We start from the raw sequence: 25,297 nt of genomic DNA, 5'->3' as shown, positions 1-25,297 counted from the left end.
GGTGGCTGAGCGAAAGGGAGGCCGGATGCGCGCGGGCGTGGGGGCCGCCTCCACGCGCATCCGGCCGGTTACGTCAGGAGCCGGGGACGGAGCCGATCTCCGGGGGCGTCGGGATGGCGGAGTCGGTCACGGTGCCGAGCGTGGTCTTCCACGCCTTGCCCCACTGGCCGCCCTTCTGGATCGTCTTGAGCCAGTCGTTGACGAACTTCTTGAAGTCGTCGTCGCCGTGCTTGAGACCGATGCCGTACGGCTCCTTGGTGAAGGGCTGTCCGACGACCTTGATCTGCTTCTCGCTGGCGGCGTCGCTGGCGAGGAGGGTGTAGTCCTGCACGTACGCGTCGCCGCGGCCCTGGATGAGCGCCTGGACGGCGGCCGGGTCGGTGCCGAACGCGGTGAGGGTGGCCTTGGGCGCGACCTTCGGCACCTCGGTGACGGCCGGCGTGTTGGCGCCGACGATCACGTTCTTGCCGTCGAGGTCCTTGTAGCTCTTGATGTCCTTGTTGTCGCTCTTGACGGCGACGGACAGGCCGGACTCGAAGTACGGGCCGGCGAAGTCGACCTGCTTGGCCCGCTCCTCGGTGATCGTGTAGGTGTTGAAGACCACGTCCACGGTGTCGTTCTGGAGCATCGCCTCGCGCGTCTCGGACGCCGGTGGGACGATCTCCACGTTCGGCTTGCCGATGATGTAGGTCGCGAGGAGCTTGGCGAGCTCGGCGTCGAAGCCGCTCACCTTCGACGGGTCGGTCGGGTCCTGCTGCGAGAGCAGCGGGGCGTCGAGCGCCTCGGCGACGATGAGCTTTCCACGCTTCTTGATCTTCTCCATCGTGGAGCCGGAGATGATGAGGCCTGCTTTCGCGACCGGCGCACCGGCGAGGACCGAGTCTCCCGAGGCGGTCGAGCTGGCGGAACTGCCGGGCAGTGCCGTGTTTCCGGAACAGGCGGTGACGGCGAGCGTCACGGCCGCGAGCAGGACGCCGGCGACGGCGCTTTTCCTGCGGATGCTGCGTGTCATGGGTGCATCCCTTTCTGATGGGGTGGGGTGGGGTGTGCTGTGGAACCGGTGGTGCGTGGCCTCGCCGTGTCAGTGCGACAGCACCGAGGCCAGGAACGACTGCGCCCGCGCGGTGGCCGGCGAGTCGAAGAATTGTGCGGGAGGCGCCTGCTCGACGATCTGCCCCCTGTCCATGAAGACGACCCGGTCCGCAGCGCGGCGGGCGAAGCCCATCTCGTGGGTGACGACGATCATCGTCATCCCCTCCTTCGCGAGGGAGGTCATCACATCCAGCACCTCACCGACCATCTCGGGGTCGAGGGCACTGGTCGGCTCGTCGAACAGCATGACCTTCGGCTGCATCGCGAGGGCGCGGGCGATGGCCGCACGCTGCTGCTGGCCGCCGGACAGTTGGGCGGGGTGGCTGTCGGCCTTGTCGGCGATGCCGACGCGGTCGAGCAGCTGCATCGCCTCGGCGCGTGCCGCATCCTTGCCGAGCTTGCGCACCTTGAGAGGGGCGAGCGTGACATTCTCCAGGATGGTGCGGTGCGCGAAGAGGTTGAACGACTGGAACACCATGCCCACCTCGGCGCGAAGCTTCGCGAGCGCCGCGCCCTCCTGAGGGAGCAGTTCGCCGTCGACGCGGATCTCGCCGCCGTCGATGGTCTCCAGCCGGTTGATGGAGCGGCACAGCGTCGATTTGCCGGAACCGGACGGCCCGACCACGACGACGACCTCGCGCTCAGCGACGTCGAGGTCGATGTTCTGCAGCACGTGGAGCTCGCCGAAGTACTTGTCGACCCCGCGCAGGCTCACCATGGGTCGGGTGTCCGTCGCTGTCATCCGGTTCCTCGCATCGTCTTCGGGCAGGTTCCGATGAGCGTACTAAGTAACGACCAATAACCGCAATATCGAATTTAGATAATGCGATTTCGAACGAAGTCGGTACAGTATCCTCAACCGAACGCGGAGTGCATGGTCTCCGCCAGCCGAGGGGACGCGCCGATGACGAGCACGATCGAGGGAACCGGGACGGGCACGGTCCCGGCCGGGTCAGGCACGCCGGGCGGCATCCTCGACCTCGTCCGCTCCGGCCGCTCACGCTCGCGGGCCGACCTGGCCCGCAGCACCGGGCTGTCGCCCTCCACGGTCTCGCAGCGCGTGGACGCGCTGATCGCCGCCGGCTACCTCCGTGAGGCGGGCGCCGGCGTCTCGCACGGCGGTCGCCGCCCGCGCGCGCTCGAAGTGGATGCGTCCACCGGCGTCGTCTGCGCCGCCGACCTCGGCTCGCACCACGCCACCTTCGGGCTGATCGACCTCAACGGACGACTCCTCGCGTCACGCACGGAGGCAATGGACATCGCCACCGGCCCCGCGGTCGTCCTCGGCTGGATCGCGGACATGGGCGCCGAACTGACGGCGGAGCACGGTCAGCCCGGCCAGACCCTGCGCGGCTTCGGCATCGGCCTCCCCGGGCCGGTCGACTCGACCACCGGTCGCATGGTGTCGCCGTCGCGCATGCCGGGCTGGAACGGCGTGGACGTCGCTGCTGAGTTGACCGCCATCACCGGACTGCCCGCCGCCGCCGACAACGACGCCAACCTGATGGCCCTGGGCGAGTACGACACGCTCGGCGCGGAGGTCGGCGAGCTCGTCTTCGTCAAAGCGGGCTCGAGCATCGGCTGCGGCATCATCGCCTTCGGCGGCGTCTACCACGGCCACCACGGCATGGCGGGCGACATCAGCCATGTCACCGTGCCGGGCGCTCCGGATGTGCTGTGCTCGTGCGGACGGATCGGGTGCCTGGATGCGGTCGCCGGCGGGGCGGCGATCGTGCAGGCCCTGCGCGCCTCCGGAGTCGAGATCAGCGACACGCGCGAGGTGCTGGCGCTTGCGCGGGACGCACATCCACGGGCCACGCAGGAGTTGCGGGAGGCGGGGCTCCGCACCGGCGGCGTGCTGGCGACCATCATGAACTTCTTCAACCCGCAGCGCCTGGTGCTCGGCGGCATCCTGGGGGAGGCGGAGGCGTTCGTCGCAGGCGTCCGCTCGGCGATCTACTCCGACTGCCTGCCGATGATCACCGACCAGCTCGACATCGCAGTGAGCGTCGCGAAGGAGAACGCGGGCATCCGCGGGGCCGGCCGCCTCATCCTCGACTCGGTGTTCGACCCGGCGCGGGTCGACCTCGTGGTGCGGTGACCGCGACGATGAGCCACGGCGTCGCCATCGTCGGGGCCGGACGGATGGGCGGTGCACACGCCGCCGCGTGGGCGCGCAACGGCATCCCGGTGCGCTGGGTCGTCTCGCCGCGGCGGCGGCCCGAGCTGCCCGATGCGCCGGACGCCCGCTGGGCCACCACCCTCGCCGAGGCGCTCGGCGACCCGGCCGTCACGCTGGTGTCGATCTGCACGCCCACGCCCTCGCACGCGGAGCTCGCACTCCAGGCGTTGGCCGCAGGCCGAAGCGTACTGCTGGAGAAGCCGATCGCACTGACCAGGGAGGATGCCGCTCGCGTCGCGGACGCCGCATCCCGGAGCCAGGGCACGCTCATGGTCGCCCACGTCGTCCGCTTCTTCCCCGGCTACGCCGCCCTGGCCGACCGGGTGGCCTCCGGCTCGGTGGGGCGGCCCCGGGTCGTGCGAGCGTCCCGGATCTCGGACGCCCCGGTGGGATACGACTGGCTGACCGACGACGGCCGCTCCGGCGGGATGCTCGTCGACTTCGCCATCCACGACATCGACCAGGCGAATGCGCTGCTGGGCCGGGCTGTCGCCGTCACCAGCGTGCCGCTCGCCGGTGCCGTCGGTGCCGCAGGCGCCGCCTTCGGCGCCCCTGTCGCGACGACGATCGAGTACCACGGCGGCGGTGTCGCGCAACTGCTCAGCGTCTCCGACCTCCCGCCCGGAGCGCCGTTCCGCGCCAGCTTGGAGGTGGTCGGTGACACCGGAGTGGATGCGGCGACTCCCGAAGCGGGTGACGCCTTCGCCGCCCAGGCCCGGTACTTCGTCGAATGCGTCGACCGCCGAGCAGCGCCTACGCGCGCTCCGGTCGCCGCCGCCGTCGAGGCGCTCCGGGTCGCCCTCGCCGCACGGGAGTCCGCGCGCACCGGACGGCGGATCGCGCTGCCGCTCGGCTGACTGACCTCGAAGGTGGGGACCGAGGATCGCCCGCCACGCCGTTCTCCCCGTCGTGAAACGGAGGATGCTCGATCCGGCCGGCCCAAAACTTCCTTCCTCCCCGACATTCCCGCACTCCCCGGCCCGCATCACCTCCCTTTCCTGCACCGCCGCAACGGGGGTCTCGGCGGTCGCGTCCCTCTTCTGCATCGCGGGAGACGGAGGAGTCCGCGTGCGACACGCCGCCGCCCGCGGCGAAACGGAGGACGGACCGACTGGCCCGATCGCAGCTTCCTCCGCTTCCGCCTGCCCCGGCGTTCCACGACCGGGTTCTCCGCACAGTCCTGCACCCTGCCCGGGTAGGGTGGGCGCGTGAGCGACAAGTGGTGGCAGTCGGCCGTTGTCTATCAGGTCTACCCGCGGAGCTTCGCGGACAGCGACGGTGACGGGATCGGCGACCTGAAGGGCGTGATCCAGCACCTCGACTACCTGAAACTGCTGGGCGTGGACGTCGTCTGGCTGTCGCCGATCTACGCCTCCCCCCACGACGACAACGGGTACGACATCAGCGACTACCGCGCGATCGACCCGTTGTTCGGCACCTTCGGCGACTTCGACGAGCTGCTGGAAGGACTGCACGCCCGCGGAATGAAGCTCGTCATGGACCTCGTCGTCAACCACACCTCCGACGAGCACCCCTGGTTCATCGAGTCGGCGTCGTCCACCGACAACCCGAAGCGCGACTGGTACTGGTGGCGGCCCCCGCGCGACGGCCGGCAGCCGGGGGAGCAGGGCGCTGAGCCGAACAACTGGGGCTCAGCCTTCTCGGGCCCCGCCTGGCAGCTGGATCCGCAGACGGGTGAGTACTACCTCCACCTCTTCTCGCGGAAGCAGCCCGACCTCAACTGGGAGAACCAGGAGATGCGCGCGGCCGTCTACGACATGATGAACTGGTGGCTCGACCGCGGCGTCGATGGGTTCCGGATGGACGTCATCAACTACATCTCGAAGGTCACCGACCTGCCCGACGGCGCGATCCCCGAAGGCTCGCTGTTCGGCGACGGGTATCCGTACTACGGGCAGGGGCCGCGCATCCACGAGTTCCTGCACGAGATGCACGAGCGGGTCTTCCTCGGGCGGGGTGACCGCTACCTGACCGTCGGCGAGATGCCGGGCGTCGACATCGAGCAGGCCCGGCGGTTCACGGACCCGCGCAGCGGCGAGTTGGACATGGTGTTCCAGTTCGAGCACGTCGACCTGGACCACGGCCCCGGCGGCAAGTGGGACCACCGCCCGGTGACCGTGCTCGACCTCAAGCGCAACCTGAGCAAGTGGCAGGAGGGACTCGCCGAGGTCGGCTGGAACAGCCTCTACTGGAACAACCACGACCAGCCGCGCGTGGTCAGCCGCTTCGGCGACGACGGCGTGCACCGGGTGGCCTCTGCGAAGGCACTCGGAACCGTGCTGCACCTGATGCGCGGCACCCCGTATGTCTACCAGGGCGAGGAGCTCGGGATGACGAACGTCCCGTTCGCCGCGATCGACGACTTCCGCGACATCGAGTCGCTGAACCACTACGCCGAGGCGGTCGACATCCTGGGTGCGTCGCCGGACGAGGTGCTCGCGGCGCTCCGCCGGACCAGTCGCGACAACGCACGCACGCCCATGCAGTGGACCGCCGGGCCGAACGCCGGCTTCACCGCGGGGACACCCTGGATCTCAGTGAACCCCAACGCCGCCGAGATCAACGCAGAGGCGGAGGTCGCCGACGACGACTCGGTCTTCGCCCACTACCGCGCCCTGATCGCGCTACGGCACCGATCGGAGGTCGTGGCGACCGGCGACTACGAGTTGGTGCTCACCGAGCATCCGCAGGTGTTCGCCTACACGCGCTCGCTCGGCGACCGGTCCCTCCTGGTGCTCGCGAACCTGAGCGGGGCCGAGGCGGCCTTCGACAGCGCGGCCCTTCCCGGCTGGCGCGAGGCGGAAGTGGTGCTGACGAACCTAGGTGCCTCCGGCGGGTCCGTCATCGACGCCGGCAGGCTGCGCCCGTGGGAGGCCGTCGTCCTCGCCCGCGGCTGACGTTCGAGCCTTGCGCGCGCGCCGCGACGGGTGTGGGATGGGCGACAGGCGACGGCGGGAGGCGGCGATGGGCGAGTACGTGGCTCGGGCGGAGGTCGACGTGGCGGCGCCGCGCCGTGCCGTGTGGGAGGTGCTGACGTCGAACGGCGCGCGTCCCGAGATCATGTTCGGCGCGGAGGTCGTCTCCGACTGGCGGCTCGGGTCGGAGATCGTGTGGCGCGGCGAGTGGCAGGGCACCGCGTTCGAGGACCACGGTCGCGTGATCGAGCTGGAGGACCGGGAGGACCCCTGGCGGATCGTGCTCACCCACTTCAGCCCGCTGAGCGGTCTCCCCGACGAACCCGAGAACTACCACACCCTCCGCTTCGAGCTGGATGAGCTGCCCGACGGGACGCGGATCACGCTCGACCAGGACAACAACCCGACCCGTGAGGCGGCGGAGCACTCCCAGGCGAACTGGGCGCGGATGCTGGAGGGCGTGAAGACGGTTGCCGAGCGCGAGGCTCGGTAGGGGTCAGTCGCCGAACGCCTCGCGCAGGAACGCGCTGAGGAAGACGTCGAAGGCCTGGACGGTGCCGTTGCGGTCGCCGCCGATCAGGAAGCCGAAATGCAGCCCGGCGGCCGAGTCGACCAGCCAGTGCGAGAGGACCCCGGCCCGGCGGGTCTCGACACCCTGCTTCTTGAGCCACGTCTTGACCGTGTCGCGCCACTGGAGGAACGAGGTGGTGACCCGTTTCCCGATGTCGGGGTCCACGGGCTCCAGGGCGCCGGCTTCGAACTGGAGCCGGAGCGCCGTCCGGTTGTCCTCGCGCAGGGATCGGCGGAACGCCTCCTTGTACCAGTCGCGGAACTGGTCCCTGTCGAATGCCGTCACGTCGACCCCAGTCATCGACTCGGACTGCTGACGCACGCCCTCCGCGAGGATGGCGTCGATCATCTCCTGGCGGGACCCGAAGTGGTAGACGAAGGAGTAGGTGCTGACGCCCAGCGCGCTCGCCAGACTCCGGAAGGTCATCCGCGAGAGCGGCTCCGTCGCGACGTGCTCCATGATCCGCCCGAGGAGCTCGGGTTTGCGGTTCGGATCCGGAGTGCGTCCCACGCCATAACACTAGTCCGAATATCGCGCCGGATGACTAGTGATCTCTCGGATGGCGGCAGGCCCTACGGCTTGTGCGGGTTGCCCGGTCCTCCGCCGTTTCCCTGGCCTCCGCCAGGGTTGGGCGCAGGCTGTGCGGGCTGTGCCGGCGCGGCGGGCGCCGCAGGCGGCTTCGGCGCCACCGGGGCCGTCGTGTACTTTCCGTTCGGCGAGGGGAAGGCTGCGCCTCCGTACACTCCGTTCAGCGCCGTGAGGATCCGTTTGGCGATCGCGAACTTCACGTTTCCACCGCCGATCCCCTGGAAGCTCACGCTTCGGAGCGCCACACCTCCCTCGACGTTGCCCACCCAGGTCGCCTGGGCGACCCGCGTCGTGGAGGTCACCAGCCAGTTCTCGACAGAGTTGTCGGTCGTGCCCGTCTTGCCGAAGATCGGCACGCCGTCGCCGGGATTCGCGGAAGCCGCCGTGCCGCCGCCGCGCAGGACGCCCTGCAGGGCGTAGATGGCGGCTGCTGCGACCTGCGGGTTGATCGGTGTCGACGAGCAGGTCGACTTGGGCACCGGCTGCTGTGTTCCGTCGGCTGCGACGACCTTGTCGATCGCGATCGGGCTGCATGCGACGCCGTTGTTGGCGATGCCCGCGTACGCCGTCGCCATTGTCAGCGGGGCGATGTAGTTGGTGCCGAGCACCGAGGACGGATTCGCCATGAAGCGGTTCTGCTGCTCATCAGCACCATGGACCAGGAGGTCTTGCGCCCGTTGCTTGATGCCGCACAGGTCGAGCTTGGTCGCCATCATGGCGAAGATCGAGTTGATGGACTGGGCTGTCGCGTTCATCACCGTCGTGGCGCTCACCGACTCGCCTTCGTCGTTCGCCACCGGCCATGGCGACCCGCCGATGTCGTTGCACGGCTCGCTGGAGTGGAACAGGGTCTGCGGGAAGAGGTGCTGCGACCCGTTGACCGTCTCGTAGAGCGAGTGGCCCTCCTGCAGCCATTCCAAGAGGTCGAACGCCTTGTATGAAGATCCGGTCTGGAAGCCTTCCGAGCCGCCGTAGGCGTAGTCGGTGTTGTAGTTGACCGCCGTCGTCGTGGGAGCCGGTTGCGCGGTGTTGTCGTACTGACGGTTCTGCACCATCGTGACGACCCGGCCCGTGCCGACCTCGACCGAGACGTTCGACGAGCCGAGGTCGAGCCGGGGATCGGATGCCGGGATGTAGGCACTCACCGCCGACTGCGCCTGGTTCTGCAGGTCGAGGTTGAGGGTCGTGTAGATCTTCAGGCCGCCGCGGTTCAGGAAGCTGGAGCGGTCGTCCTCCGACTTGCCGAAGATCGGGTCCTGCTCGATGATCCGCTCGACGTAGTCGCAGAAGAACGCTGCGTTGTACTGCTGCGCCGTCATACAGCCGTTCTGAGTCGGCGTGATCTTCGGCTCCACCTTCGTCGCACGCGCAGCGTCGTGCTCCTCCTTGGTGATCTTGCCGTTCGCGAGCATCCGATCGAGCACGTAGTTGCGACGGTCGAGGGTCTCCTTATACCCGTTGGCGGCGCCGTTCTCCTTGCTGTCGGGCTTGTCGATGCGCAGGTTGTCCGGGTTGTTCAGGATGGCGATGAGGGTCGCGGCCTGCTGCACGTTCACGTCGTTCGCCGACACACCGAAGTAGTACTGGGCAGCGGACTGGACGCCGTACACGCGACCACCGAACAGAGCGATGTTGAGATAGCTCTGCAGGATGTCGTTCTTGGAGTACTCCTTCTCGAGCCCGATCGCGTAGCGCATCTCTTTGAGCTTGCGGGAGGGGTCGACCTTCGTCGCGTCGTCGTAGCAGGCCTGGTAGGCCGTCTCCTGCTTCTTCTGCACGGCATCAGAGGCGGTCGGGTCGGGCTGCTTGTTCTCGCAGCGCTGCACGAGGATGTTCTTCACGTACTGCTGGGTGATCGACGAGCCGCCCTGCACCGACTTGTGCAGCGCCGTGAGCACTGCGCCGCGGAGCGTGCCCGTGACGTCGACGCCGCCGTGCTCGTAGAAGCGCGGGTCCTCCGTCGCGACGGCCGCATCCTTCAGGTTCTGGGAGATGGCGTCCCAGCCCACTTCGATGCGGTTCTGGGAGTAGAACGACGCGATGGGGACCTGCTGACCATTGCTGACCGCGTACATCGTGGAGGCCTGCGCGAGCGGCTCGACCTTGACGTACTCGGGAAGGCCGTCGAAGACGCTGATGGTGGAGTCTGCCGCAGAGCCGGTCAATGCCACCGCAGGCGTGACCGCCGCCGCTGCCAGCACGCCCGCCAGGCCGCTCAGTGCGACGAAGCCGACAAGCGCAGGCGCCCATCCCCATCTCATGCGTCTTCTCCCTCGTAGAGACCGTTCATCCGTGGCGGCAATGATACGCGTCGGGTGTGACGGCTCCGGGAGGCGGGCGCTCAGGTTGGGGGCTGAGCGAAGGTCCGGCGAACGGTGGACGGAAAGGTCACTCCGCGTCGCGCAGCTTGTCGCAGAGCTGCGCGAGGGTCTCGAGCTCCTCCGGACTCAGCCGGCCGCCTACGCGGTCGTTGATGGTCTTCATGTGGTCGACGGCCACCCGGCGGAACATGGCGAACCCGGTCTCCGTCAGGCGGATCACCGTGCCGCGCGCGTCCGTCGGCTCGGGCTCCTTGCACACGAGGCCTCGTGCCACCAGGCGGTCGACGAGCCGGCTGACGCTGGGCTGCGTGAGCAGCACGTGCTTGTTGAGGTCGCGAAGCCGGAGCTCGCGGTCCGGCTGGCGCGAGAGGTTGAACAGCACGTCGTACTCGTTGAACGAGATGTCCCGCGTGGGAAACTCGGCGGCCAGCGTGCGCATCACCGCGACCTGTGCGCGGAAGAGCGACTCCCAGGCGGCAACGGCGCTCACACGGGAACGGTTGGTGGGGTTCTGCGTCGCCGTCTCGCTCATGGCTCATCCCTCCGGCTCGTGCTCAATGCATTCGCATCTTCTCATCATGAGCGTCGGGGCGACATCCGTGCCACCACGGGCCGAGCGGAGGGGACAGTGAGAGGAGCGGCGCCGAACAAAGATTGAGGGCCGACCGCAGAGGCTAGCGGCCGGCCCTCTCCCTTGCACCAAGAGTGTCCTGCAATCACATTCCGCGATGGCTGCCACAGCAAACAACCATTGCTCTTGAACTATATAACGAAGAGGTAACGGCAGCTAGTTATCAAGTCGTTATTTTTTCTGCGAATTTTCTATGCGTCCCTGAGCGAACTCGCGGGAGGTACTCTCGGGCACGTGGACGACGACGCCGCGGGCTTCTCGGGTTCCATTCCCGCTCACTACGATTCCGGCCTCGGGCCGGTGATCTTCCGTCACTATGCCGACGTGTTCGGTCGAGCGATCGCCGAGAGCCGACCCCGCCGCATCCTCGAGACCGCCGCGGGCACCGGAATCTCCTCGGCCGCGATCGTCGAGCACAACCCGGACGCCGAGCTCGTGATTACCGACCTGAACGACGGAATGCTGCAGTTCGCGCGCCAAGGTTCCGCCGACGACCCGGGTCGAGGTCGTGGATGTGCAGGACCTGCCGTTCCCCGATGGGAGCTTCGACGTCGTGGCATGTCAGTTTGGCATCATGTTCGTCCCGGATCTGGATGCCGCCTTCCGTGAAGCCCGGCGCGTTCTTGCTCCCGGTGGTGTCTTCCACTTCTCGGTGTGGGACAGCCATGCCAAGAATCGCTTCGCCGCCATCACCGACGGCCTGCTGACGGAGACCTACCCGGACGACCCGCCTCCCTTCTACCGGGTGCCGTTCGGGCTGAGCGATGTGAACCGGCTCCGCGACGTCGCGCAGTCGACCGGCTTCGGCCGCGTGCGAGTCGACATCGTTCCGCATGACGCGCCCGTCGCCTCCTGGGCCGAATTCGCCGACGGACTGATCGCCGGCAACCCGGTCGCCGACCAGCTGCGGCGGCGGTCCGCCGACCTCGATGCGCTGATCGAGGAGGTCGCTCGTCGGCTGGAGCGCGAGTTCGGACCTGCCCCGGCGACCACCCCGGTGCAGACGATCTTCTTCCGCGCGTTCACACGCTGACACCGCGCCTGTCCCACCATTCGGACAAACACCTGGACTTAACCACTCGGAATCGAATACTCTGTTTCGAGTAATCAACATTCGGAGGTGAGCCATGACGAAGCGCGCAGTGTCCAACCCGCTAGCGCTGGCCGTTCTCGCCTGCCTCTGGGAGCGTCCGATGTACCCGTACGAGATGACCACGACCATGCGCGAGCGCGGCAAGGAGGACAGCATCCGCCTGAACTTCGGGTCGCTCTACTCGGTGATCAAGTCGCTCGAGAAGCACGGGTTCATCCGGGTGGCACAGACGGAGCGCGAGGGCAATCGCCCGGAGCGCGTGGTCTACTCGATCACCGACACGGGTCGGCTCGAAGCGGAGCAGTGGCTGCGCGAACTGGTCGAGGTCCCGGTGAAGGAGTACCCGGCGATAGAGACGGGGCTGTCGCTCCTGCCCATGCTTCCGCCGCAGACCGCGGCTGACCTCCTCGAAGGCAGGCGCGACCGACTGGACCTCGACCTCGCCGCGCGCCGCGAAATCCACGAGCAGAACAATGGGCTCCCTGAGCTCTTCATGGTCGAATCCCACTACCGCCTGGCGGTGATGGAGGCCGAGCGCGCGTTCGTCGCCGACCTCGCCGCGCGCATCCGTGACCGCTCCATCGGCGGCTACACCTCCTGGGAGCAACTGCATCAGTTGCTCTCCGACGGCGTCGGGATGGAGGAGCTGATCGGCCGCATCGCCGGCGGCGACTTCGGGCAGGAGGCGGCCGACCTGTACCGCTGACACAGAACGATGGCCGGAGAGCGGCAACTCTCCGGCCATCCACACCTTCAGTCGTTCCGTCAAGGAACCTGCGTCAACAGTCACCGAGGGCTGTCTTCAAGGATATCCCGTGCCGGTGGCTGGCCATCAAAAAGAAAGGAAAGCCACCATGGCAACCGCATCCGGGTCGGCGCTCGTCGCCGACCACCTCGTGAAGACCTACAGCGGAGGGCGAGGCAAGCCTCCCGTCCGCGCGCTCGACGACCTCGGCTTCGAGGTCCAGGCGGGTACCGTCTTCGGACTTCTCGGCCCCAACGGTGCCGGCAAGTCCACCACCATGAAGATCCTGTCCACGCTCACCCGGCCCGACTCGGGGACCGCGTTCGTCGCGGGCGTCGACGTCGCCCGGCATCCCTCGCGTGTGCGCCGCGCCATCGGGTTCGTGGCGCAGAAGCCGGTCTCCGACCCGTCCGACACGGGCCTCGAGAACCTCGTGCTGGCCGGCCGCCTGCAGGGGCTCTCCGGGAGGGAGGCGACCGCCCGTGCGCGGGAGCTGCTCGACCGGTTCGGCCTCACCGACCACGCCCGTCGGCAGGTCAAGACGTACTCCGGCGGCATGTCCCGGAAGCTGGATGTGGCGATCGGCCTGATGCACCGGCCGGAGGTGCTGTTCCTCGACGAGCCGACGACCGGGCTCGACCCGGAGGCGCGGACCGAGCTGTGGCTGGAGCTGGAGCGGATGACCACCGCCGAACAGCTGACCGTTCTGCTCACGACGCACTACCTCGACGAGGCGGACCGCCTTGCGGACCGCCTCGCCATCGTCGACCACGGCCGCGTCGTCGCCGGGGGCACTCCGGAGGAGCTCAAGAACGACCTCCGCGGCGACGCCGTCATCGTCGAGCTCGCCGGCGACGCCGACCCGTTTACCGGACTGGCCGCCCTGCAGCGGGTGGATGCGCTCCGCGAGGTCGGCGGGGACGGCAGGACGCTGCGCGCCCGCGCCGACAACGGCGCGGCGACCCTGCCGCTCGCGCTCGCCGCCCTGGAGGCCGCCGGCGTCGCCGTCGCCTCCGCCACCGTCGCCCGGCCAAGCCTGGACGACGTCTACCTGCGGCACACCGGCCGCACCTTCACGCGGGCGCAGGAGTCCGCCGAGTTCGTCCTGGAGAACGCATCATGACCACTGCAGCCCTCAGCCCATCCCGGTCGCTGCGCCGTAGCGGCCCGACGTTCTTCTCGCACACGCTGCTGCTCACGGCACGCCAGCTGCGTGCCGCCTGGCGGATGCCCGTGTTCCTGGTCATGAACCTGGTGCAGCCGGTGATCTGGCTGCTGCTGTTCGGCCAGCTCTTCAAGTCGGTCATCGACATCCCCGGTTTCGGTGTGGGGGAGAGCTACCTAGAGTACCTGACGCCCGGCGTCGTGATGATGCTCGCGCTGTTCGGGAGCGCGTGGTCGGGCACCGTCTACATCCAGGACATGGACCGCGGAGTGATGGACCGCTTCCTCACGTCGCCCACGAACCGCACGGCGATGATCGTGGCCACGCTGGTGTACCAGTCGATCCTCGCCGTGGCGCAGTCGCTCATCGTGCTGGCGATCGCGTTCTGGGCGGGCGCACGCTTCGAAGGCGGAGTTGTCGGCATCCTGCTGCTGCTCCTCGGCGTTGTGCTGCTGACGGCCGTGTTCTGCTCGCTGTCCAACGCGGTCGCCCTGCTGGCACGGGAACAGACAGCGCTGATCGGCATCTCGCAGCTGATCACGCTGCCGCTGATGTTCCTCAGCTCGGCGATCATGAACACGAAGCTGTCGCCGGAGTGGGTGCAGAACGTCGCAGCGTACAACCCGTTCGAGTGGGCGGTGATCGTCGGCCGTCAGGCGCTGAGTGCGCATCCCGACTGGGCGTCCCTGTGGGCGCACGCCGGCCTGCTGGCGGCCCTGGCCGTGGTCATGGCCGCCTGGGCGACGAGCGCCTTCCGCGCCTACCAGCGCGCCACCTGACCGCCCTGCTCCCTCGTCGCGCAGCCATCGCTTCCTCGATTATTCCGCCGACACGCGGTCGGAACCCGGATCAAGTGAGGAAGCGATGGTGAGGGGACGGGAGGAAGGGTCAGAACAGGTCGGGGGAGGGGGCGCTCGCGTAGCGGATGGAGACGTCGGCGTGGCGGTCGAAGCGGTAGCCGACGCCGCGGACGGTGCGCACGATGTCCTCGTAGCGGGCCAGCTTCGAGCGGAGGCGGCGGACGTGGACGTCGATGGTGCGCTCGTTCGGTACCTCGTCCTCGTCGGCGTCGCTCCACAGCGAACTGATCAGCTCGGAGCGCTCGATGGTGCGGCCCTCGCGCAGCACCAGGTACTGCAGCAGCTCGAACTCCTTGTAGGTCAGGGCGACCGTCTGGTTGTCGAGCACCAAGCGCTTGCGCGAGATGTCGACGACGACGCCGGACGCGGCGCGGTCCTCGTCCTCGTCCACAGCGACCGTCTGGCGGTGCTTGGCGATCGCCGACGGGTCCTGCAGAGCGAGGCGGACCACATCCACGTCGCGTCCGCCGGCGCCGGCCGGGGCCAGAGCGACGGCGGCGTAGGTCTCGGCGGAGGGCGACAGCTCGGCGGTGAGGCGCTTCAGGGCCTCCACGAGCTGGCCGAGGTCGGTGCCGTCGGCGGCGGCCTTCGCCTCGTCGATGCCGACGTAGAGCACGAAGCCGCGGGCCTCGGTCCCCTCCGGGACGGCACGGATGCGCGGCGCCGAGTCGACGGGAGCAGGAGCGGCGGCGGCGGCCGGGGCGACGGCGCGGCGGACCGGGCTGACCGGCGAGACGGTGGAGGTGCGGGGGAAGGCGGTGTCGATGGTGGCCAGAGACATGGGGATCGCGTCCTTAGAGATGATGTTCCGCATCCCGGTGCGACGAGACTCCGCGGGTAGGCGGAGGTGCAGGGATTTGTGCGGGAAGTGTGTCGTGTTTGGCCCTACAAAGAGGGGCCGATGCGCAGGAGCGTGAGTGTGGCGCTCCCGGGGAGCGTTCGCCCGGTCACGACGGGATGCGTCGGAGGGCGGCTGCTCGGCGAAGTGTCGTCAGATTAGCGGCACATTCGGCAACACATGACGGAGTCGCGGCCGGCCATCATCATGCCGGCATTCCCAAGGGCCTCGAAGGAGGTCAGGGTACGCGCGTTGTCAGTCATGCTGGACAGTAAAACCGATCATGACGCGCGGTGTCAAATGATTACGCAATATTGCGGGATGCTACACAGTCCCGTAGAGGCGATCCCCGGCGTCGCCCAGGCCCGGGACGATGTAGCCGTTCTCGTTGAGCCGCTCGTCGAGAGACCCCAGGACGATGGTGACGTTACGGCCCTCGGTCGCCTTCTCCAGCGCCTCCAGGCCTTCCGGAGCGGCGAGCAGGCAGATGGCGGTCACGTCGACCGCGTTGCGCTTGAACAGGAAGTCGATCGCGGCGCCCAGCGAGCCGCCGGTGGCCAGCATCGGGTCGAGCACGAAGCACTGCCGATCGGAGAGGTCCATCGGGAGGCGCTCGGCATACGTCGTCGGCTCCAGCGTCTCCTCGTTGCGCACCATCCCGAGGAACCCGACCTCGGCGGTGGGCATCAGCCGCACCATCCCCTCGAGCATGCCGAGTCCGGCGCGGAGGATGGGAACGACCAGCGGACGTGGCTCGCTCAGCGCGACCCCCGTCGTCGTCGTCACGGGGGTCTCGATCTCGACCGGCTGGACCCGCACCCCGCGGGTGGCCTCGTAGGCGAGCAGCGTCACCAGCTCCTCCGTGAGCTGGCGGAACACCGGCGAGGGCGTCCGCTTGTCGCGGAGCACCGTCAGCTTGTGGGTGATGAGTGGGTGGTCCGCAACGTGCACTCGCATAGGCTCAAGGCTAGCCGACCTCGTCCGCACCCCGCCCCGGAAGGACCGCCGTGAGCCTGACCGTTCCCAGCTCGTACGAGCAGTGGATGCGCCGAGCGCTCGACGACGCCCGGCTCGCGTTCGGAACGGGCGATGTGCCCGTCGCGGCGCTCGTCGTGGACGAGAACGGCGAGGTCATCGGAACAGGCCGCAACGAGCGCGAACTCCGCCACGACCCCACGGCGCATGCCGAAGTGCTGGCGCTCCGGGAGGCGGCGGCGACTCGAGACGACTGGCACCTGGAGGGATGCACCCTCGTCGTCACGCTGGAGCCCTGCGTCATGTGCGCGGGCGCGGTGCTCGCGGCGCGCATCCCGACCGTGGTGTTCGGCGCCTGGGACGAGAAGGCGGGCGCGGCAGGGTCGGTGTACGACGTGCTGCGCGACCGGCGGCTCAACCACCAGGTGCAGGTGTTCGCGGGCGTGCTGGCGGAGGAGTGCGGCGAAGTGCTGCTCGACTTCTTCCGCGCCAAACGCTGACGTACGGAACTACGCGGGCAGGCTGCTCAGCCACTCCGAGAAGGCTGCGCGCGACGCCTCCTGCATCCGTGCCGAATGCAGTTCGCGCTCGCGTCGGAGCGCCTCGGGGTCGATGGCCAACTCATCGAGCTCGTTGTATCCGTCCGCTACCCAGGCCTCGTGCATCTCGTCGGTGACCTCGGGATGGAACTGGACGGCGAGCCCGTACCCGCCGAGCGCGAACGCCTCGTTGGAGTAGTCGCTGGACGACGCGAGGAGGGTGGCGTGCTCCGGCAGCTCGAAGGTGTCGCCGTGCCACTCCACCACCGGGACGCCGTCGAAGTGCCGGATCGGTGACTGCACACCGGCCTCGGTGGGCTCGACGCGCCGGTAACCGATCTGCATGGTGTCACCCCGGTACACGCGCTGACCGAGTGCCCCGGCCATCAGCTGGGCGCCCAGGCAGACGCCGAGGGTCGGGCGTTGAGCCTCCAGCCGCGTGCGCAGCAACTGCTTCTCCGCCTCCAGGAACGGGAACTCGTCCGTCTGGTACGCGCCCATCTCGCCGCCGAGGACGACGACGAGGTCGGCCTCTTCGGGGTCGATCGCGGTGACGTCCTCGCTGCTCGCATCCACGATCCTGAGCTCGTACCCGTGCTCGCGCAGTACCGGGCCGATGTTGCCCAGGTGGATGCTCGGGTCGTGCTGGAGGATGACGGCGGTGCGGGTCACTCGAGTCCTTTGATGACGATCGTGTCGGTGGCGGGCGCCTGGTCGTTGGGGTCGATCCAGACGTCCGGTTCGATGTAGATGACGCGGGCCGCGGGAACGGCCTCGCGGATGCGTCGCTCGACGACATCGATCGCAGCCGCCACGTCGGCGAGCCGGTGCTCGCCGGAGAACGCCAGTTTGGCCGCGACCATGAGCTCCTCCGGCCCCAGGTACAGCGTCTTCATGTGGATGATGCGCTCCACCTCGGTGCCGCTCGTGACCGCCTTCTCGATGGCCGCGAGGTCGACGTCGGTCGCTCCCTCCCCGACGAGGAGGCTCTTCGTCTCCATGCCCAGGATGATCGCGACCGTCACCAGCAGTGCGCCGATCAGCACCGTCCCGATGCCGTCCCACACGCTGTTGCCGGTGATGACCGTCATGCCGACGCCGATCAGAGCGAAGGCCAGGCCGATCAGGGCGGCCACATCCTCCAGCAGCACGACCGGCAACTCGGGAGCTTTGGCGCGGCGGACGAACTGCGGCCACGACATCCCCTTCTTGTGCGGACGCGACTCGTGGACGGCGGTGCGCAGCGAGAAGGACTCCAGCCCGATGGCGATCAGCAGCACCACGATGGGCAGCCAGGCGTTCTCGAGCGGGTGCGGGTGGGTGAGCTTCTCCACCCCCTCGTAGATCGAGAAGACGCCGCCGACGGAGAACAGGATGATCGAGACGACGAAGGCATAGACGTAGCGCTCGCGGCCGTAGCCGAACGGGTGCTCCCGGTCCGCAACCCGCCGCGAGCGGCGGCCGCCGAGCAGCAGCAGCAGCTGGTTGCCGGAGTCCGCCAGCGAGTGGACGCCCTCGGCCAGCATCGAGGAGGAGCCGGAGAACGCCCACGCGATGAACTTCGTCAGTGCGATCCCGAGGTTGGCCGCGAAGGCGGCGACGATGGCCCTGGTTCCACCTGATGCGCTCATGCCCCCAATCCTAGGATGGAGGTATGGACGACGCGCAGAACGTGACCCTCCCGACCATCGCGATGCTGGGGGCGGGCTCGATGGGCCGGGCCATCCTCAGCGGACTCCTCGCGCCGGGCGTCGAAGTCGCCGGGATCCGGGTGACCAACCGGTCGGAGGCGCGGGCGGCGGAGCTCGCCGGCACCCCCGGTGTCACGGCGTACGCGACCGACAACCAGGCGGACGCGAACCGGCTGGCCGTCGACGGAGCGCAGGTGGTCATCGTCGCGGTCAAGCCGGGAATGGTGCGCGATCTGCTCGGCGAGATCGGCGACTCCCTCGCGCCGGGAACCGTCGTCGTGAGCGTCGCGGCCGGTGTGACCGCCGCGACCATGGAGTCGCTGCTGCCCGACTCGGTGTCCGTGATCCGGGCCATGCCGAACACTCCGGCGGTCGTCGGAAAGGCGGTCACCGGCATCAGCGCAGGCACACGCACGCACCCGGAGGACGTGGCGGTCGTCCGTGCGCTGTTCGAGACGGTCGGAGAAGTGGTCGAGGTGCCGGAGGCGCAGCTGGATGCGCTGAGCACGATCTCGGGGTCGGGTCCCGCCTACGTGTTCCTCCTCATCGAGGCGCTGACCGACGCGGCCGTCCAGAAGGGGTTCACGCCCGAGCAGGCGGCGACACTCGTCAACGGCACCTTCCTCGGCGCGGCATCCCTCCTCGTCTCGTCGGGCGAGGACCCGGCAGAGCTGCGCCGCCGCGTCACCAGCCCGAACGGCACCACCGAGCGCGCGATCGCCGTCCTGTCCTCCGCCGACCTCCCGTCCCTCTTCGCCCGCGCAACCGACGCCGCCCTCACCCGCGCCCGCGAGCTGGCCGCCTCCTAACCCCCTGGCCCCACCGTCGAGTCCACACAAACTGCACGGTTCCGGCTCGAAAACGTGTAGTTATCGCGTACTCGACCGGTGGAGGGCTCGGCGGACGCGGAGAGCGACGGCCTCGAAGGGGTCGGCGGCGGTCACGAAGATGACCTCCCATCCGAGGTCGACAAGGCGTTCGCGGCGGCGGATGTCGTTGCGGTACACGGCAGTGTCGGTGCGGTGATGATCGCCGAGGTATTCAATCGCCACGAGGGCGTCCGGGTACGCCAGGTCGATCATCGCCTCCGTTCGGTCTCCCTCGGGAGAGCGGACGACATGATTGAGCGCCGGAGCGGGAAGGCCGGCATCCTCCAGTGCAAGCCGAAGCCGCGACTCCTGCGGGGACAAGGAGCCGTAGCGAACCCTGCCGAGGGCTTCTCTGAGGGATGTGACCCCGCGCCGCCGCCCGTGCCGCCGCGCCGCCGCCTCCAGGTCCTGCATCGTAGCGGGAGGGGGCGTGCCGGAGTACGGCTCGTCGCCGGTGATCAGATAGTCGCCGATCGCAACGAGGTCGGGGACCGCCAATTGTGAACTGAGCTGCGCCCAGGCGTCCTGTGGGGCAACGACGCGAAGCCCTTCGACGATCGACCACCGGTGTTCGTCGGGAGTGAGCTGGTGTGCGATCACCCCTTTGCGCCGAGGCGGCCGAGCTGGTTCGAAGACCGCGACTTCGACGCTGCGGGTCTCCGCCCAGCCGGGCAACGGCATTCTGTGAATGACCGCCGCCGACCGATGGCTGAAGAGGGCCTCCGCCGGGAGGACCACAGCTGCCTGCCGACACAGCGAGAGGTGAGTCTCGGCGGGCCCGTCCGCCCGCATCCCGTGGAAGGGTCGATGAAGGTGCGACCCGTAGACCGCGCGCCGCGGCATCCCCTCTGTGAGAAGCTGCTTCGCCCTGACTCCGCTCTCGTCCATCCCCCAACTCAAGCGCCCCCCGCCTCGCGCAACCCACTTATCCACAGCCCCCACCGTCGAGTACACGAATAGTGCACGGCCCAGCGGCGTGTCGCGTGCAGAAAGTGTGTACTCGACGGTGGGGGCGGGGAGGGGGAGGGGGGTCAGGCGTCGAGGGCGGCGAAGCGCTCTATGTCGGCGGAGGCGCCGGAGACGATGACGAGGTCGTGGTCGGTGACGACGGTGTCGGCGGTCGCGTAGGTGAAGGGGCGACCCGGGCTCTTCACGCCGACCACCGTGATGTTGTACTTGGAACGCACCCCGGACTCGCCCAGCCGGAGGTCGCGGATCGGCTTCGGCGGGTACATCTTGACCAGCGCGAAGTCGTCGTCGAACTCGATGAAGTCGAGCATGCGCCCGGACACCAGGTGCGCCGCGCGCTCGCCGGCTTCGGCCTCCGGGTAGATCACGTGGTTCGCCCCGATGCGCTCCAGGATCTTGCCGTGCGACTTCGAGATCGCCTTCGCCCAGATCTGCTGCACCTTGAGGTCGACCAGGTTGGCCGTGATCAGCACGCTCGCTTCGATGGACGAACCGACCGCGACCACCGCGATCGAGAAGTCTTCCGCACCGATCTGCCGCAGCGTCTCGATCGATCGCGCGTCCGCCTGCACCGCGTGCGTGACGCGGTCGGCCCACTTCTGCACGAGCCCGGCATCCGTGTCGATGGCGAGCACTTCGCGGCCGAGCCGGTCCAGTTGCCCGGCCGTGGCGGCGCCGAAGCGGCCGAGGCCGATGACCAGGACGGGGGCGTTGTGCTTGATCCGGTCAACCAACGAGCGGCCTCTCCTCCGGGTTGCTGTACAGCTGCCGGCGCTGGCTCTGGGCGAGGGCTGCGGCGAGTGTCACTGTACCAACGCGTCCGCAGAACATGGTGGCGGCCAGCACGTAGACGCCGGCGTCCGGCAGTCTCTCGGTCAGCCCGGTCGACAGCCCGCAGGTCGCGAAGGCCGAGATGACATCGAACAGCACGTGATCGAGCGGCGCCTTGGTGATCTGCAGGATCAGGATGCTCGACACGGCCACGACGGTCGCGCCCCACAGTGCGACGGCGACCGACAGGCGCAGGACGTCGATGGGGATGCGTCGGCGGAACGCATCCATCGAGTCCACGCCGCGCGCCTCGGCGAACCCGGCCAGCAAGAGGACAGCCAGCGTGGTCACCTTGATGCCCCCGGCGGTGGATGCGGACCCGCCGCCGATGAACATCAACATGTCGGTGACGAGCAGGCTCGACCCGTGCAGGTCGTCGATGGGGATCGTCGCGAAGCCGCCCGACCGCGCCATCGTCGAGAGGAACAGCGACTGGAACACCGTGTGCCCGGCATCCAGGTGGCCGAACGTCTTCGGGTTGTCGTATTCGAGCACGATGTACAGCACGGCCCCGGCGACGAGCAGGATCACCGAGGTCAGCAGCGTCAGCTTCACGTGGATGGACCAACGGCGCCGTTTCGCGCGCAGATTGGATGCCACGGCGAGGATCACCGGGAACCCGATCGCCCCAAGGAACACGCCGATCATCAAAGCACTGAGAAACCAGTAGTCCGTCGCGAACGCGTTGATGCCCTCGGCGTTCGGCGTGAATCCCGTGTTCGTGAACGCCATCGCCGAGTAGTAGATCGACTCCCAGACCGCGGTGCCCACGTCGATCCCGGCGATCAGCATGCGCGGGAACAGCAGCAGCGCGACGGCGCCCTCGATGACGACCATGCTGAGGGCGACCGTGATCAGCAGCTTGCCGACGTCGCCCAGCCGAACGGCCTGTCCCTCGGCGACCGGGCCCGCGTGCATCCGGAGTGGGTTGCTGTCGCTCGCGGCCATCAGCTTGGCGCGCAGGCCCAGCTTGCGCGAGACGACGAGGCCCAGGATGGACGCCATGGTCAGAACCCCGACGGCGCCCACCTGCACGCCGATGTAGACCAGCAGGTGACCGAAATACGACCAGTGCGTGGCCATGTCGACGGTAGAGAGCCCGGTGACGCAGATGACGGACATGGCCGTGAACAGCGAGTCGGCGAGCGGCGTCCACTGACCTTTGGCCGACGCGATCGGCAGCGAGAACAGCAGCGTGAAGACGAGGATGAGCAGGGCGAACACGAGAATCGCGAACCGGGACGGGCTGCGCGCGGCGAAACCGTTGACGACGGTGCGGACGCGCGCCCCCGGCGAGGCGGCCCGGCCGGGGACCGCCCGGATGGTGCTCATGTGTGGTCCATCCCGTCGTCTTCCTCCTCGGGGGCGGGCTTCGGACATGGTACTGCGTCGGGGGAATGACTAGGTTGGTGAGCATGGCCGACATCTTCGACGTGATCGCCGACCCGACGCGGCGCGAGATCCTGCGCGTGCTGCTGGATCGCGGCTCGGACGCGACGCATGCCGTGGGCGATATATCCGTCTCGGAGATCGTGGCGACTCTGGAGCTGAGCCAGCCCACCGTTTCGAAGCACCTGAAGGTGCTGCGCGAGGCAGGGCTGGTCGCGGTCCGCGAAGTCGGCCAGCACCGCTACTACCGGCTGGATGCCGAGCCGCTCGAAGCGGTCGAGGACTGGGTCATTCCGTTCACGGCATCCGACGAGGATGTCGCGCTGAGCGTGCGTCTGGCCGAGGAGACCCGCGAGTTCGCGAGCACCGTCGGCAAGGTCCTCGCCGACACCCGTCACCGGGTCTCGTCGGCGACCGAGCGGGTCACGCCGAAGAAGTGGCGCAAGGACTGACCGTCCCGAGTAGTATCGCGGGCAGGAAGGCGGACGATGGCACACGATCTGAGGGATGTGCGTTTCGTGACGGTCGCCGAGGTGGCCGACATGATGCGCGTCTCCCGCATGACCGTTTACCGGCTCGTCCACTCCGGCGAACTGCCGGCCATCCGCTTCGGGCGCTCGTTCCGTGTTCCTGAGTCCGCCGTCGAGCAGTTGCTGCACACGGCCGCCGTCCGGGAGAGCGACGTCGCGGACTCGGCGTGACGTCGGGTAGACTGTCACTTCGTGTCGCCGCGTCCCCGCGGCATGCCCCTGATTCTTTGTGAGGTCCACGTGGGTTCGGTTATCAAGAAGCGTCGCAAGCGTATGGCGAAGAAGAAGCACCGCAAGCTGCTTCGCAAGACGCGCCACCAGCGTCGCAACAAGAAGTAGACCCTCGGTCTGCAGCTCAAGCGTCGGTCCGTCCGGTCCGGCGCTTTTTGCTGTGCTTTAGAGTGGATGCGTGTCCCGAGTCTCCCTGACCCTCATCGGCAAGCCGGGCTGCCACCTGTGCGATGACGCCCGAGACGTCATCGCCTCGGTGATCGCAGACCTTCCCGCGGACGGTCCGGTCGTTACGGTGGAGGAGCGCGACATCCTGCAGGACGCGGAACTCCACGAGAGGTATGTGGAAGAGATCCCCGTCGTGCTCGTCGAGGGACGCGTCCACACCTTCTGGCGGGTCGACCCCGACCGTCTGCGCACAGCACTTCTGGAGGCCCGATGACCATCCGCCACGTCGTCTCGTGGAAGCTCGCGACCCCCGATGACGCTGAGCGCGCGCAGCACGCGGCCGGGATAAAGCTCGGCTTGGAGTCGCTCCCCGCCGTGATCCCGCAGATCCGTTTCCTGCAGGTGGGCGTGAACGTGGTGCCCGCCAACGATTTCGACGTCGTGCTGATCAGCGACTTCGACAGCGTGGACGACGTCGTGACGTACCAGGAGCATCCTGCGCACCTGGAGGTCGCGGCGTTCATCCGCTCGGTGGTCGCCTCGCGCGCCTCCGTCGACTACGAGGTGTGACGGCTCAGATGACCGGGCTTTGCGCGATGTCCGCGTCGCGTCGGCGGTAGTCGTCGAGGAACTGCTTCAGGTTCCCCGCGTAGAGCTCCCTGGTCAGGTCGCCGCCCTTGGCACCGTCGCGGTCTTTCGCGGCGGCGAGGATGCCCGCCAGAGCGGCCGGCAGGTCGTCGACGCCGAACGGGGTCTCCCACACCGAGATGTAGCGGAGGAGCTGGGGGCTGAGTCCCTCGCTCACCGAGACGAGCACGCCGTTCTGGCCCGCGCGCTCCAGCTCGAGGAAGAAGTCGTTGAACGCGCGCCCGAGAGCCGGGAGGTCGCGGCCCTTCGCTGCCTTGCGGGCGTCCTTGTGCGCCTTCTCCATGCGGGTCACGACAGCGCCGTCGAGCGTCGGCACGATCGTGCGCGCCGCATGCTCGTGGAGGAGGCCGGTCGCGTAGATCGCCTCGTCGATCGCCTTCAGATCGATGGGCGCCACGCGGGTGTACCGGTTCGGGGCCATCTCGACCAGTCCGATGTCGGCGAGCTTCATGAGCGCTTCGCGGATCGGCGTGCGGGAGACGCCCAGCCACGCGGTCAGCTTCTCGTCGAGGAGGGTCTCGCCCGGCTCGAGCGTGCCGTCGAGGATGCCGTCATAGAGGCGGGTGTAGACCACGTCGCGCAGGAGCCGGCGCTCGACGGGGGCGGTATCGCTCACGGGCAACGGCATCAGCGGCTCTCCTTCTGGGAGGTGGCGAATTCGTCGGCGATGGTGACGAGCGCCTTGTCGAACAGGTCCATGGCGGCGCGGCCGGCCTTGTCGGCCTTGCCGGCCGTGGCGGCGTCGATCAGAGCCTTCACGGCGGGGCGAGCTTTGGTGAACGCTGCTCCCGACCGGGATGCGTTGAGCGCGCGCTGCATTTCGGGCAGGTGGCGCTTCAGCAGCCGGGCGACGGTTCCGTTGTCGAAGCGACGGAGGAATATGCCGAGGAAGCCGTCGGCGGAGAGGCCGGTCCGGATGACGGCGGCAGCGTCACCGTCGGTCTCCGCGCGCAACGCCGCGCGGTCGACGTCGGTGAGCAGGGGGGTGGCATCCCGGACCACGCCGGCGACGAGAACCCCGACGGTTGCGATCAGGTCGCGCAGGCGCTCGGGCTCGATCGGCGTGACGCGCGTGCGTCGCTGGGGCAGGATCTCGACGAGCCCCATCGCGGCGAGCTGGTTGAGCGCTTCGCGGACGGGCGTTCGGGAGACTCCGACCCACCGCTCGATCTCGGCGTCGTAGAGCTGTTCGCCGGGAAGCAGGTCGCCGTCGACGATGGCGTCGAGGAGGCGGAAGAAGACTTCGTCACGGATGAGCCGGCGCGGGCTGGCGGCTTCGGTCACGGGAACGGGCATAAATGAATGTTACATCCCGGTCGATCGGTCGCGGGTCTGATGTACAGAGTGTCGAAGGCGCACATCCTGTTCCGGACGGGCGCCCCGAACTCCACGGAGCGCCCACCCGTCGCCCAACGGCCACTCAGCGTGCCGGGCG

At 68.5% G+C, this 25,297-nt stretch carries 30 protein-coding genes; 16 read left to right on the top strand and 14 right to left on the bottom strand.

Features of this window, described 5'->3' with window-relative positions; genetic code table 11:
* Nucleotides 1-73 precede the first annotated feature (73 nt).
* Both AB4079_RS02525 and AB4079_RS02520 read right to left on the bottom strand, forming a co-directional pair.
* Nucleotides 74-1,012, bottom strand: a complete 939-nt coding sequence (locus AB4079_RS02525) for a glutamate ABC transporter substrate-binding protein (protein WP_441785697.1) — start codon at nucleotides 1,010-1,012, stop codon at nucleotides 74-76.
* Nucleotides 1,013-1,081: 69 nt separating this feature from the next.
* Nucleotides 1,082-1,834, bottom strand: coding sequence for an amino acid ABC transporter ATP-binding protein (locus tag AB4079_RS02520; protein WP_441785696.1), 753 nt, complete (start codon nucleotides 1,832-1,834; stop codon nucleotides 1,082-1,084).
* Between the two features lie 162 nt (nucleotides 1,835-1,996).
* Between AB4079_RS02520 and AB4079_RS02515 the strand changes: the two genes are divergently transcribed.
* From AB4079_RS02515 to AB4079_RS02500, 4 genes are all read left to right on the top strand, one after another.
* Nucleotides 1,997-3,193: an ROK family protein gene (locus AB4079_RS02515; RefSeq protein ID WP_441785695.1), complete on the top strand. Its 1,197-nt coding sequence runs from the start codon at nucleotides 1,997-1,999 to the stop codon at nucleotides 3,191-3,193.
* Nucleotides 3,190-4,131, top strand: coding sequence for a Gfo/Idh/MocA family protein (locus AB4079_RS02510; protein ID WP_441785694.1), 942 nt, complete (start codon nucleotides 3,190-3,192; stop codon nucleotides 4,129-4,131). The genes AB4079_RS02515 and AB4079_RS02510 overlap by 4 nt, the downstream gene beginning before the upstream one ends.
* Before the next feature lie 351 nt (nucleotides 4,132-4,482).
* The gene (locus AB4079_RS02505) at nucleotides 4,483-6,192 is read left to right on the top strand and encodes an alpha-glucosidase (RefSeq protein WP_441785693.1); all 1,710 of its coding nucleotides are present in this window, start codon (nucleotides 4,483-4,485) and stop codon (nucleotides 6,190-6,192) included.
* Between the two features lie 37 nt (nucleotides 6,193-6,229).
* Nucleotides 6,230-6,703, top strand: a complete 474-nt coding sequence (locus AB4079_RS02500; RefSeq protein ID WP_441785692.1) for an SRPBCC family protein — start codon at nucleotides 6,230-6,232, stop codon at nucleotides 6,701-6,703.
* Nucleotides 6,704-6,706: 3 nt separating this feature from the next.
* Here AB4079_RS02500 and AB4079_RS02495 read toward each other — a convergent pair whose 3' ends face one another.
* The 3 genes from AB4079_RS02495 to AB4079_RS02485 form a co-directional block, all read right to left on the bottom strand.
* On the bottom strand, nucleotides 6,707-7,291 hold the full coding sequence (locus AB4079_RS02495) for a TetR/AcrR family transcriptional regulator (RefSeq protein ID WP_441785691.1): 585 nt from the start codon (nucleotides 7,289-7,291) through the stop codon (nucleotides 6,707-6,709).
* A 62-nt stretch (nucleotides 7,292-7,353) separates the two neighbouring features.
* Entirely contained in the window at nucleotides 7,354-9,630 is a 2,277-nt protein-coding gene (locus tag AB4079_RS02490) for a transglycosylase domain-containing protein (RefSeq protein WP_441785690.1), read from the bottom strand.
* 127 nt (nucleotides 9,631-9,757) lie between these two features.
* Nucleotides 9,758-10,222 carry a MarR family winged helix-turn-helix transcriptional regulator gene (locus tag AB4079_RS02485; RefSeq protein ID WP_441785689.1) on the bottom strand — a complete coding sequence of 155 codons (465 nt, stop codon included), beginning with the start codon at nucleotides 10,220-10,222 and terminating at the stop codon, nucleotides 9,758-9,760.
* A gap of 333 nt (nucleotides 10,223-10,555) precedes the next feature.
* Between AB4079_RS02485 and AB4079_RS02480 the strand changes: the two genes are divergently transcribed.
* From AB4079_RS02480 to AB4079_RS02460, 5 genes are all read left to right on the top strand, one after another.
* Nucleotides 10,556-10,930, top strand: a complete 375-nt coding sequence (locus AB4079_RS02480) for a hypothetical protein (protein ID WP_441785910.1) — start codon at nucleotides 10,556-10,558, stop codon at nucleotides 10,928-10,930.
* Nucleotides 10,830-11,354 (top strand): class I SAM-dependent methyltransferase, encoded by a 525-nt coding sequence (locus AB4079_RS02475; RefSeq protein ID WP_441785688.1) that lies wholly within the window; start codon nucleotides 10,830-10,832, stop codon nucleotides 11,352-11,354. The genes AB4079_RS02480 and AB4079_RS02475 overlap by 101 nt, the downstream gene beginning before the upstream one ends.
* 94 nt (nucleotides 11,355-11,448) lie before the next feature.
* Nucleotides 11,449-12,120 (top strand): PadR family transcriptional regulator, encoded by a 672-nt coding sequence (locus tag AB4079_RS02470; protein ID WP_441785687.1) that lies wholly within the window; start codon nucleotides 11,449-11,451, stop codon nucleotides 12,118-12,120.
* Between the two features lie 148 nt (nucleotides 12,121-12,268).
* On the top strand, nucleotides 12,269-13,282 hold the full coding sequence (locus AB4079_RS02465) for an ABC transporter ATP-binding protein (protein WP_441785686.1): 1,014 nt from the start codon (nucleotides 12,269-12,271) through the stop codon (nucleotides 13,280-13,282).
* Entirely contained in the window at nucleotides 13,279-14,103 is an 825-nt protein-coding gene (locus AB4079_RS02460; protein ID WP_441785685.1) for an ABC transporter permease, read from the top strand. The genes AB4079_RS02465 and AB4079_RS02460 overlap by 4 nt, the downstream gene beginning before the upstream one ends.
* Before the next feature lie 109 nt (nucleotides 14,104-14,212).
* Here AB4079_RS02460 and AB4079_RS02455 read toward each other — a convergent pair whose 3' ends face one another.
* Both AB4079_RS02455 and upp read right to left on the bottom strand, forming a co-directional pair.
* A complete protein-coding gene (locus AB4079_RS02455; protein ID WP_441785684.1) occupies nucleotides 14,213-14,965 on the bottom strand; it encodes a winged helix-turn-helix domain-containing protein in 753 nt (250 codons plus the stop codon).
* A 381-nt stretch (nucleotides 14,966-15,346) separates the two neighbouring features.
* Nucleotides 15,347-15,979, bottom strand: a complete 633-nt coding sequence (gene upp, locus AB4079_RS02450; RefSeq protein WP_441785683.1) for a uracil phosphoribosyltransferase — start codon at nucleotides 15,977-15,979, stop codon at nucleotides 15,347-15,349.
* 50 nt (nucleotides 15,980-16,029) lie between these two features.
* On the opposite strand from upp, the gene tadA reads away from it, so the two are divergent.
* On the top strand, nucleotides 16,030-16,497 hold the full coding sequence (tadA, locus tag AB4079_RS02445; protein ID WP_441785682.1) for a tRNA adenosine(34) deaminase TadA: 468 nt from the start codon (nucleotides 16,030-16,032) through the stop codon (nucleotides 16,495-16,497).
* Between the two features lie 9 nt (nucleotides 16,498-16,506).
* Here the strand turns inward: tadA and AB4079_RS02440 are convergent, their stop codons facing one another.
* Both AB4079_RS02440 and AB4079_RS02435 read right to left on the bottom strand, forming a co-directional pair.
* Nucleotides 16,507-17,208 (bottom strand): glutamine amidotransferase, encoded by a 702-nt coding sequence (locus AB4079_RS02440; RefSeq protein WP_441785681.1) that lies wholly within the window; start codon nucleotides 17,206-17,208, stop codon nucleotides 16,507-16,509.
* A complete protein-coding gene (locus AB4079_RS02435; RefSeq protein WP_441785680.1) occupies nucleotides 17,205-18,167 on the bottom strand; it encodes a cation diffusion facilitator family transporter in 963 nt (320 codons plus the stop codon). Before AB4079_RS02435 ends, AB4079_RS02440 begins: the two co-directional genes overlap by 4 nt.
* A 23-nt stretch (nucleotides 18,168-18,190) precedes the next feature.
* Between AB4079_RS02435 and proC the strand changes: the two genes are divergently transcribed.
* Entirely contained in the window at nucleotides 18,191-19,036 is an 846-nt protein-coding gene (proC, locus tag AB4079_RS02430) for a pyrroline-5-carboxylate reductase (protein ID WP_441785679.1), read from the top strand.
* A 60-nt stretch (nucleotides 19,037-19,096) separates the two neighbouring features.
* On the opposite strand, the gene AB4079_RS02425 is transcribed toward proC, so the two are convergent.
* The 3 genes from AB4079_RS02425 to AB4079_RS02415 form a co-directional block, all read right to left on the bottom strand.
* Nucleotides 19,097-19,984 (bottom strand): hypothetical protein, encoded by an 888-nt coding sequence (locus tag AB4079_RS02425; RefSeq protein ID WP_441785678.1) that lies wholly within the window; start codon nucleotides 19,982-19,984, stop codon nucleotides 19,097-19,099.
* Between the two features lie 143 nt (nucleotides 19,985-20,127).
* Nucleotides 20,128-20,799 carry a potassium channel family protein gene (locus AB4079_RS02420; protein WP_441785677.1) on the bottom strand — a complete coding sequence of 224 codons (672 nt, stop codon included), beginning with the start codon at nucleotides 20,797-20,799 and terminating at the stop codon, nucleotides 20,128-20,130.
* Complete coding sequence (locus tag AB4079_RS02415) at nucleotides 20,792-22,228, bottom strand: TrkH family potassium uptake protein (RefSeq protein WP_441785676.1); 1,437 nt, start codon at nucleotides 22,226-22,228, stop codon at nucleotides 20,792-20,794. The genes AB4079_RS02420 and AB4079_RS02415 overlap by 8 nt, the downstream gene beginning before the upstream one ends.
* 83 nt (nucleotides 22,229-22,311) lie before the next feature.
* Between AB4079_RS02415 and AB4079_RS02410 the strand changes: the two genes are divergently transcribed.
* The 5 genes from AB4079_RS02410 (at nucleotide 22,312) to AB4079_RS02390 (ending at nucleotide 23,784) form a co-directional block, all read left to right on the top strand.
* Nucleotides 22,312-22,737 carry an ArsR/SmtB family transcription factor gene (locus AB4079_RS02410; protein ID WP_441785675.1) on the top strand — a complete coding sequence of 142 codons (426 nt, stop codon included), beginning with the start codon at nucleotides 22,312-22,314 and terminating at the stop codon, nucleotides 22,735-22,737.
* Between the two features lie 36 nt (nucleotides 22,738-22,773).
* Complete coding sequence (locus AB4079_RS02405; RefSeq protein ID WP_441785674.1) at nucleotides 22,774-22,986, top strand: helix-turn-helix domain-containing protein; 213 nt, start codon at nucleotides 22,774-22,776, stop codon at nucleotides 22,984-22,986.
* Between the two features lie 69 nt (nucleotides 22,987-23,055).
* Nucleotides 23,056-23,154, top strand: a complete 99-nt coding sequence (locus tag AB4079_RS02400) for a 30S ribosomal protein bS22 (RefSeq protein ID WP_003792170.1) — start codon at nucleotides 23,056-23,058, stop codon at nucleotides 23,152-23,154.
* Nucleotides 23,155-23,224: 70 nt separating this feature from the next.
* Nucleotides 23,225-23,488, top strand: a complete 264-nt coding sequence (locus AB4079_RS02395; RefSeq protein WP_441785673.1) for a glutaredoxin family protein — start codon at nucleotides 23,225-23,227, stop codon at nucleotides 23,486-23,488.
* Entirely contained in the window at nucleotides 23,485-23,784 is a 300-nt protein-coding gene (locus AB4079_RS02390; protein ID WP_441785672.1) for a Dabb family protein, read from the top strand. Before AB4079_RS02395 ends, AB4079_RS02390 begins: the two co-directional genes overlap by 4 nt.
* A 4-nt stretch (nucleotides 23,785-23,788) precedes the next feature.
* Here AB4079_RS02390 and AB4079_RS02385 read toward each other — a convergent pair whose 3' ends face one another.
* Together AB4079_RS02385 and AB4079_RS02380 are read right to left on the bottom strand one after the other, a co-directional pair.
* Nucleotides 23,789-24,490 (bottom strand): GntR family transcriptional regulator, encoded by a 702-nt coding sequence (locus AB4079_RS02385; protein ID WP_441785671.1) that lies wholly within the window; start codon nucleotides 24,488-24,490, stop codon nucleotides 23,789-23,791.
* The gene (locus tag AB4079_RS02380) at nucleotides 24,490-25,158 is read right to left on the bottom strand and encodes a GntR family transcriptional regulator (RefSeq protein WP_441785670.1); all 669 of its coding nucleotides are present in this window, start codon (nucleotides 25,156-25,158) and stop codon (nucleotides 24,490-24,492) included. The genes AB4079_RS02385 and AB4079_RS02380 overlap by 1 nt, the downstream gene beginning before the upstream one ends.
* Between the last annotated feature and the right edge of the window lie 139 nt (nucleotides 25,159-25,297).

The sequence above is a fragment of the Leifsonia sp. 2MCAF36 genome (assembly GCF_052115525.1).
Lineage (GTDB): Bacteria > Actinomycetota > Actinomycetes > Actinomycetales > Microbacteriaceae > Leifsonia.
The sequence above is the reverse complement of the archived record's forward strand: the minus strand, read 5'-3'. Positions and strand labels throughout refer to the sequence as shown.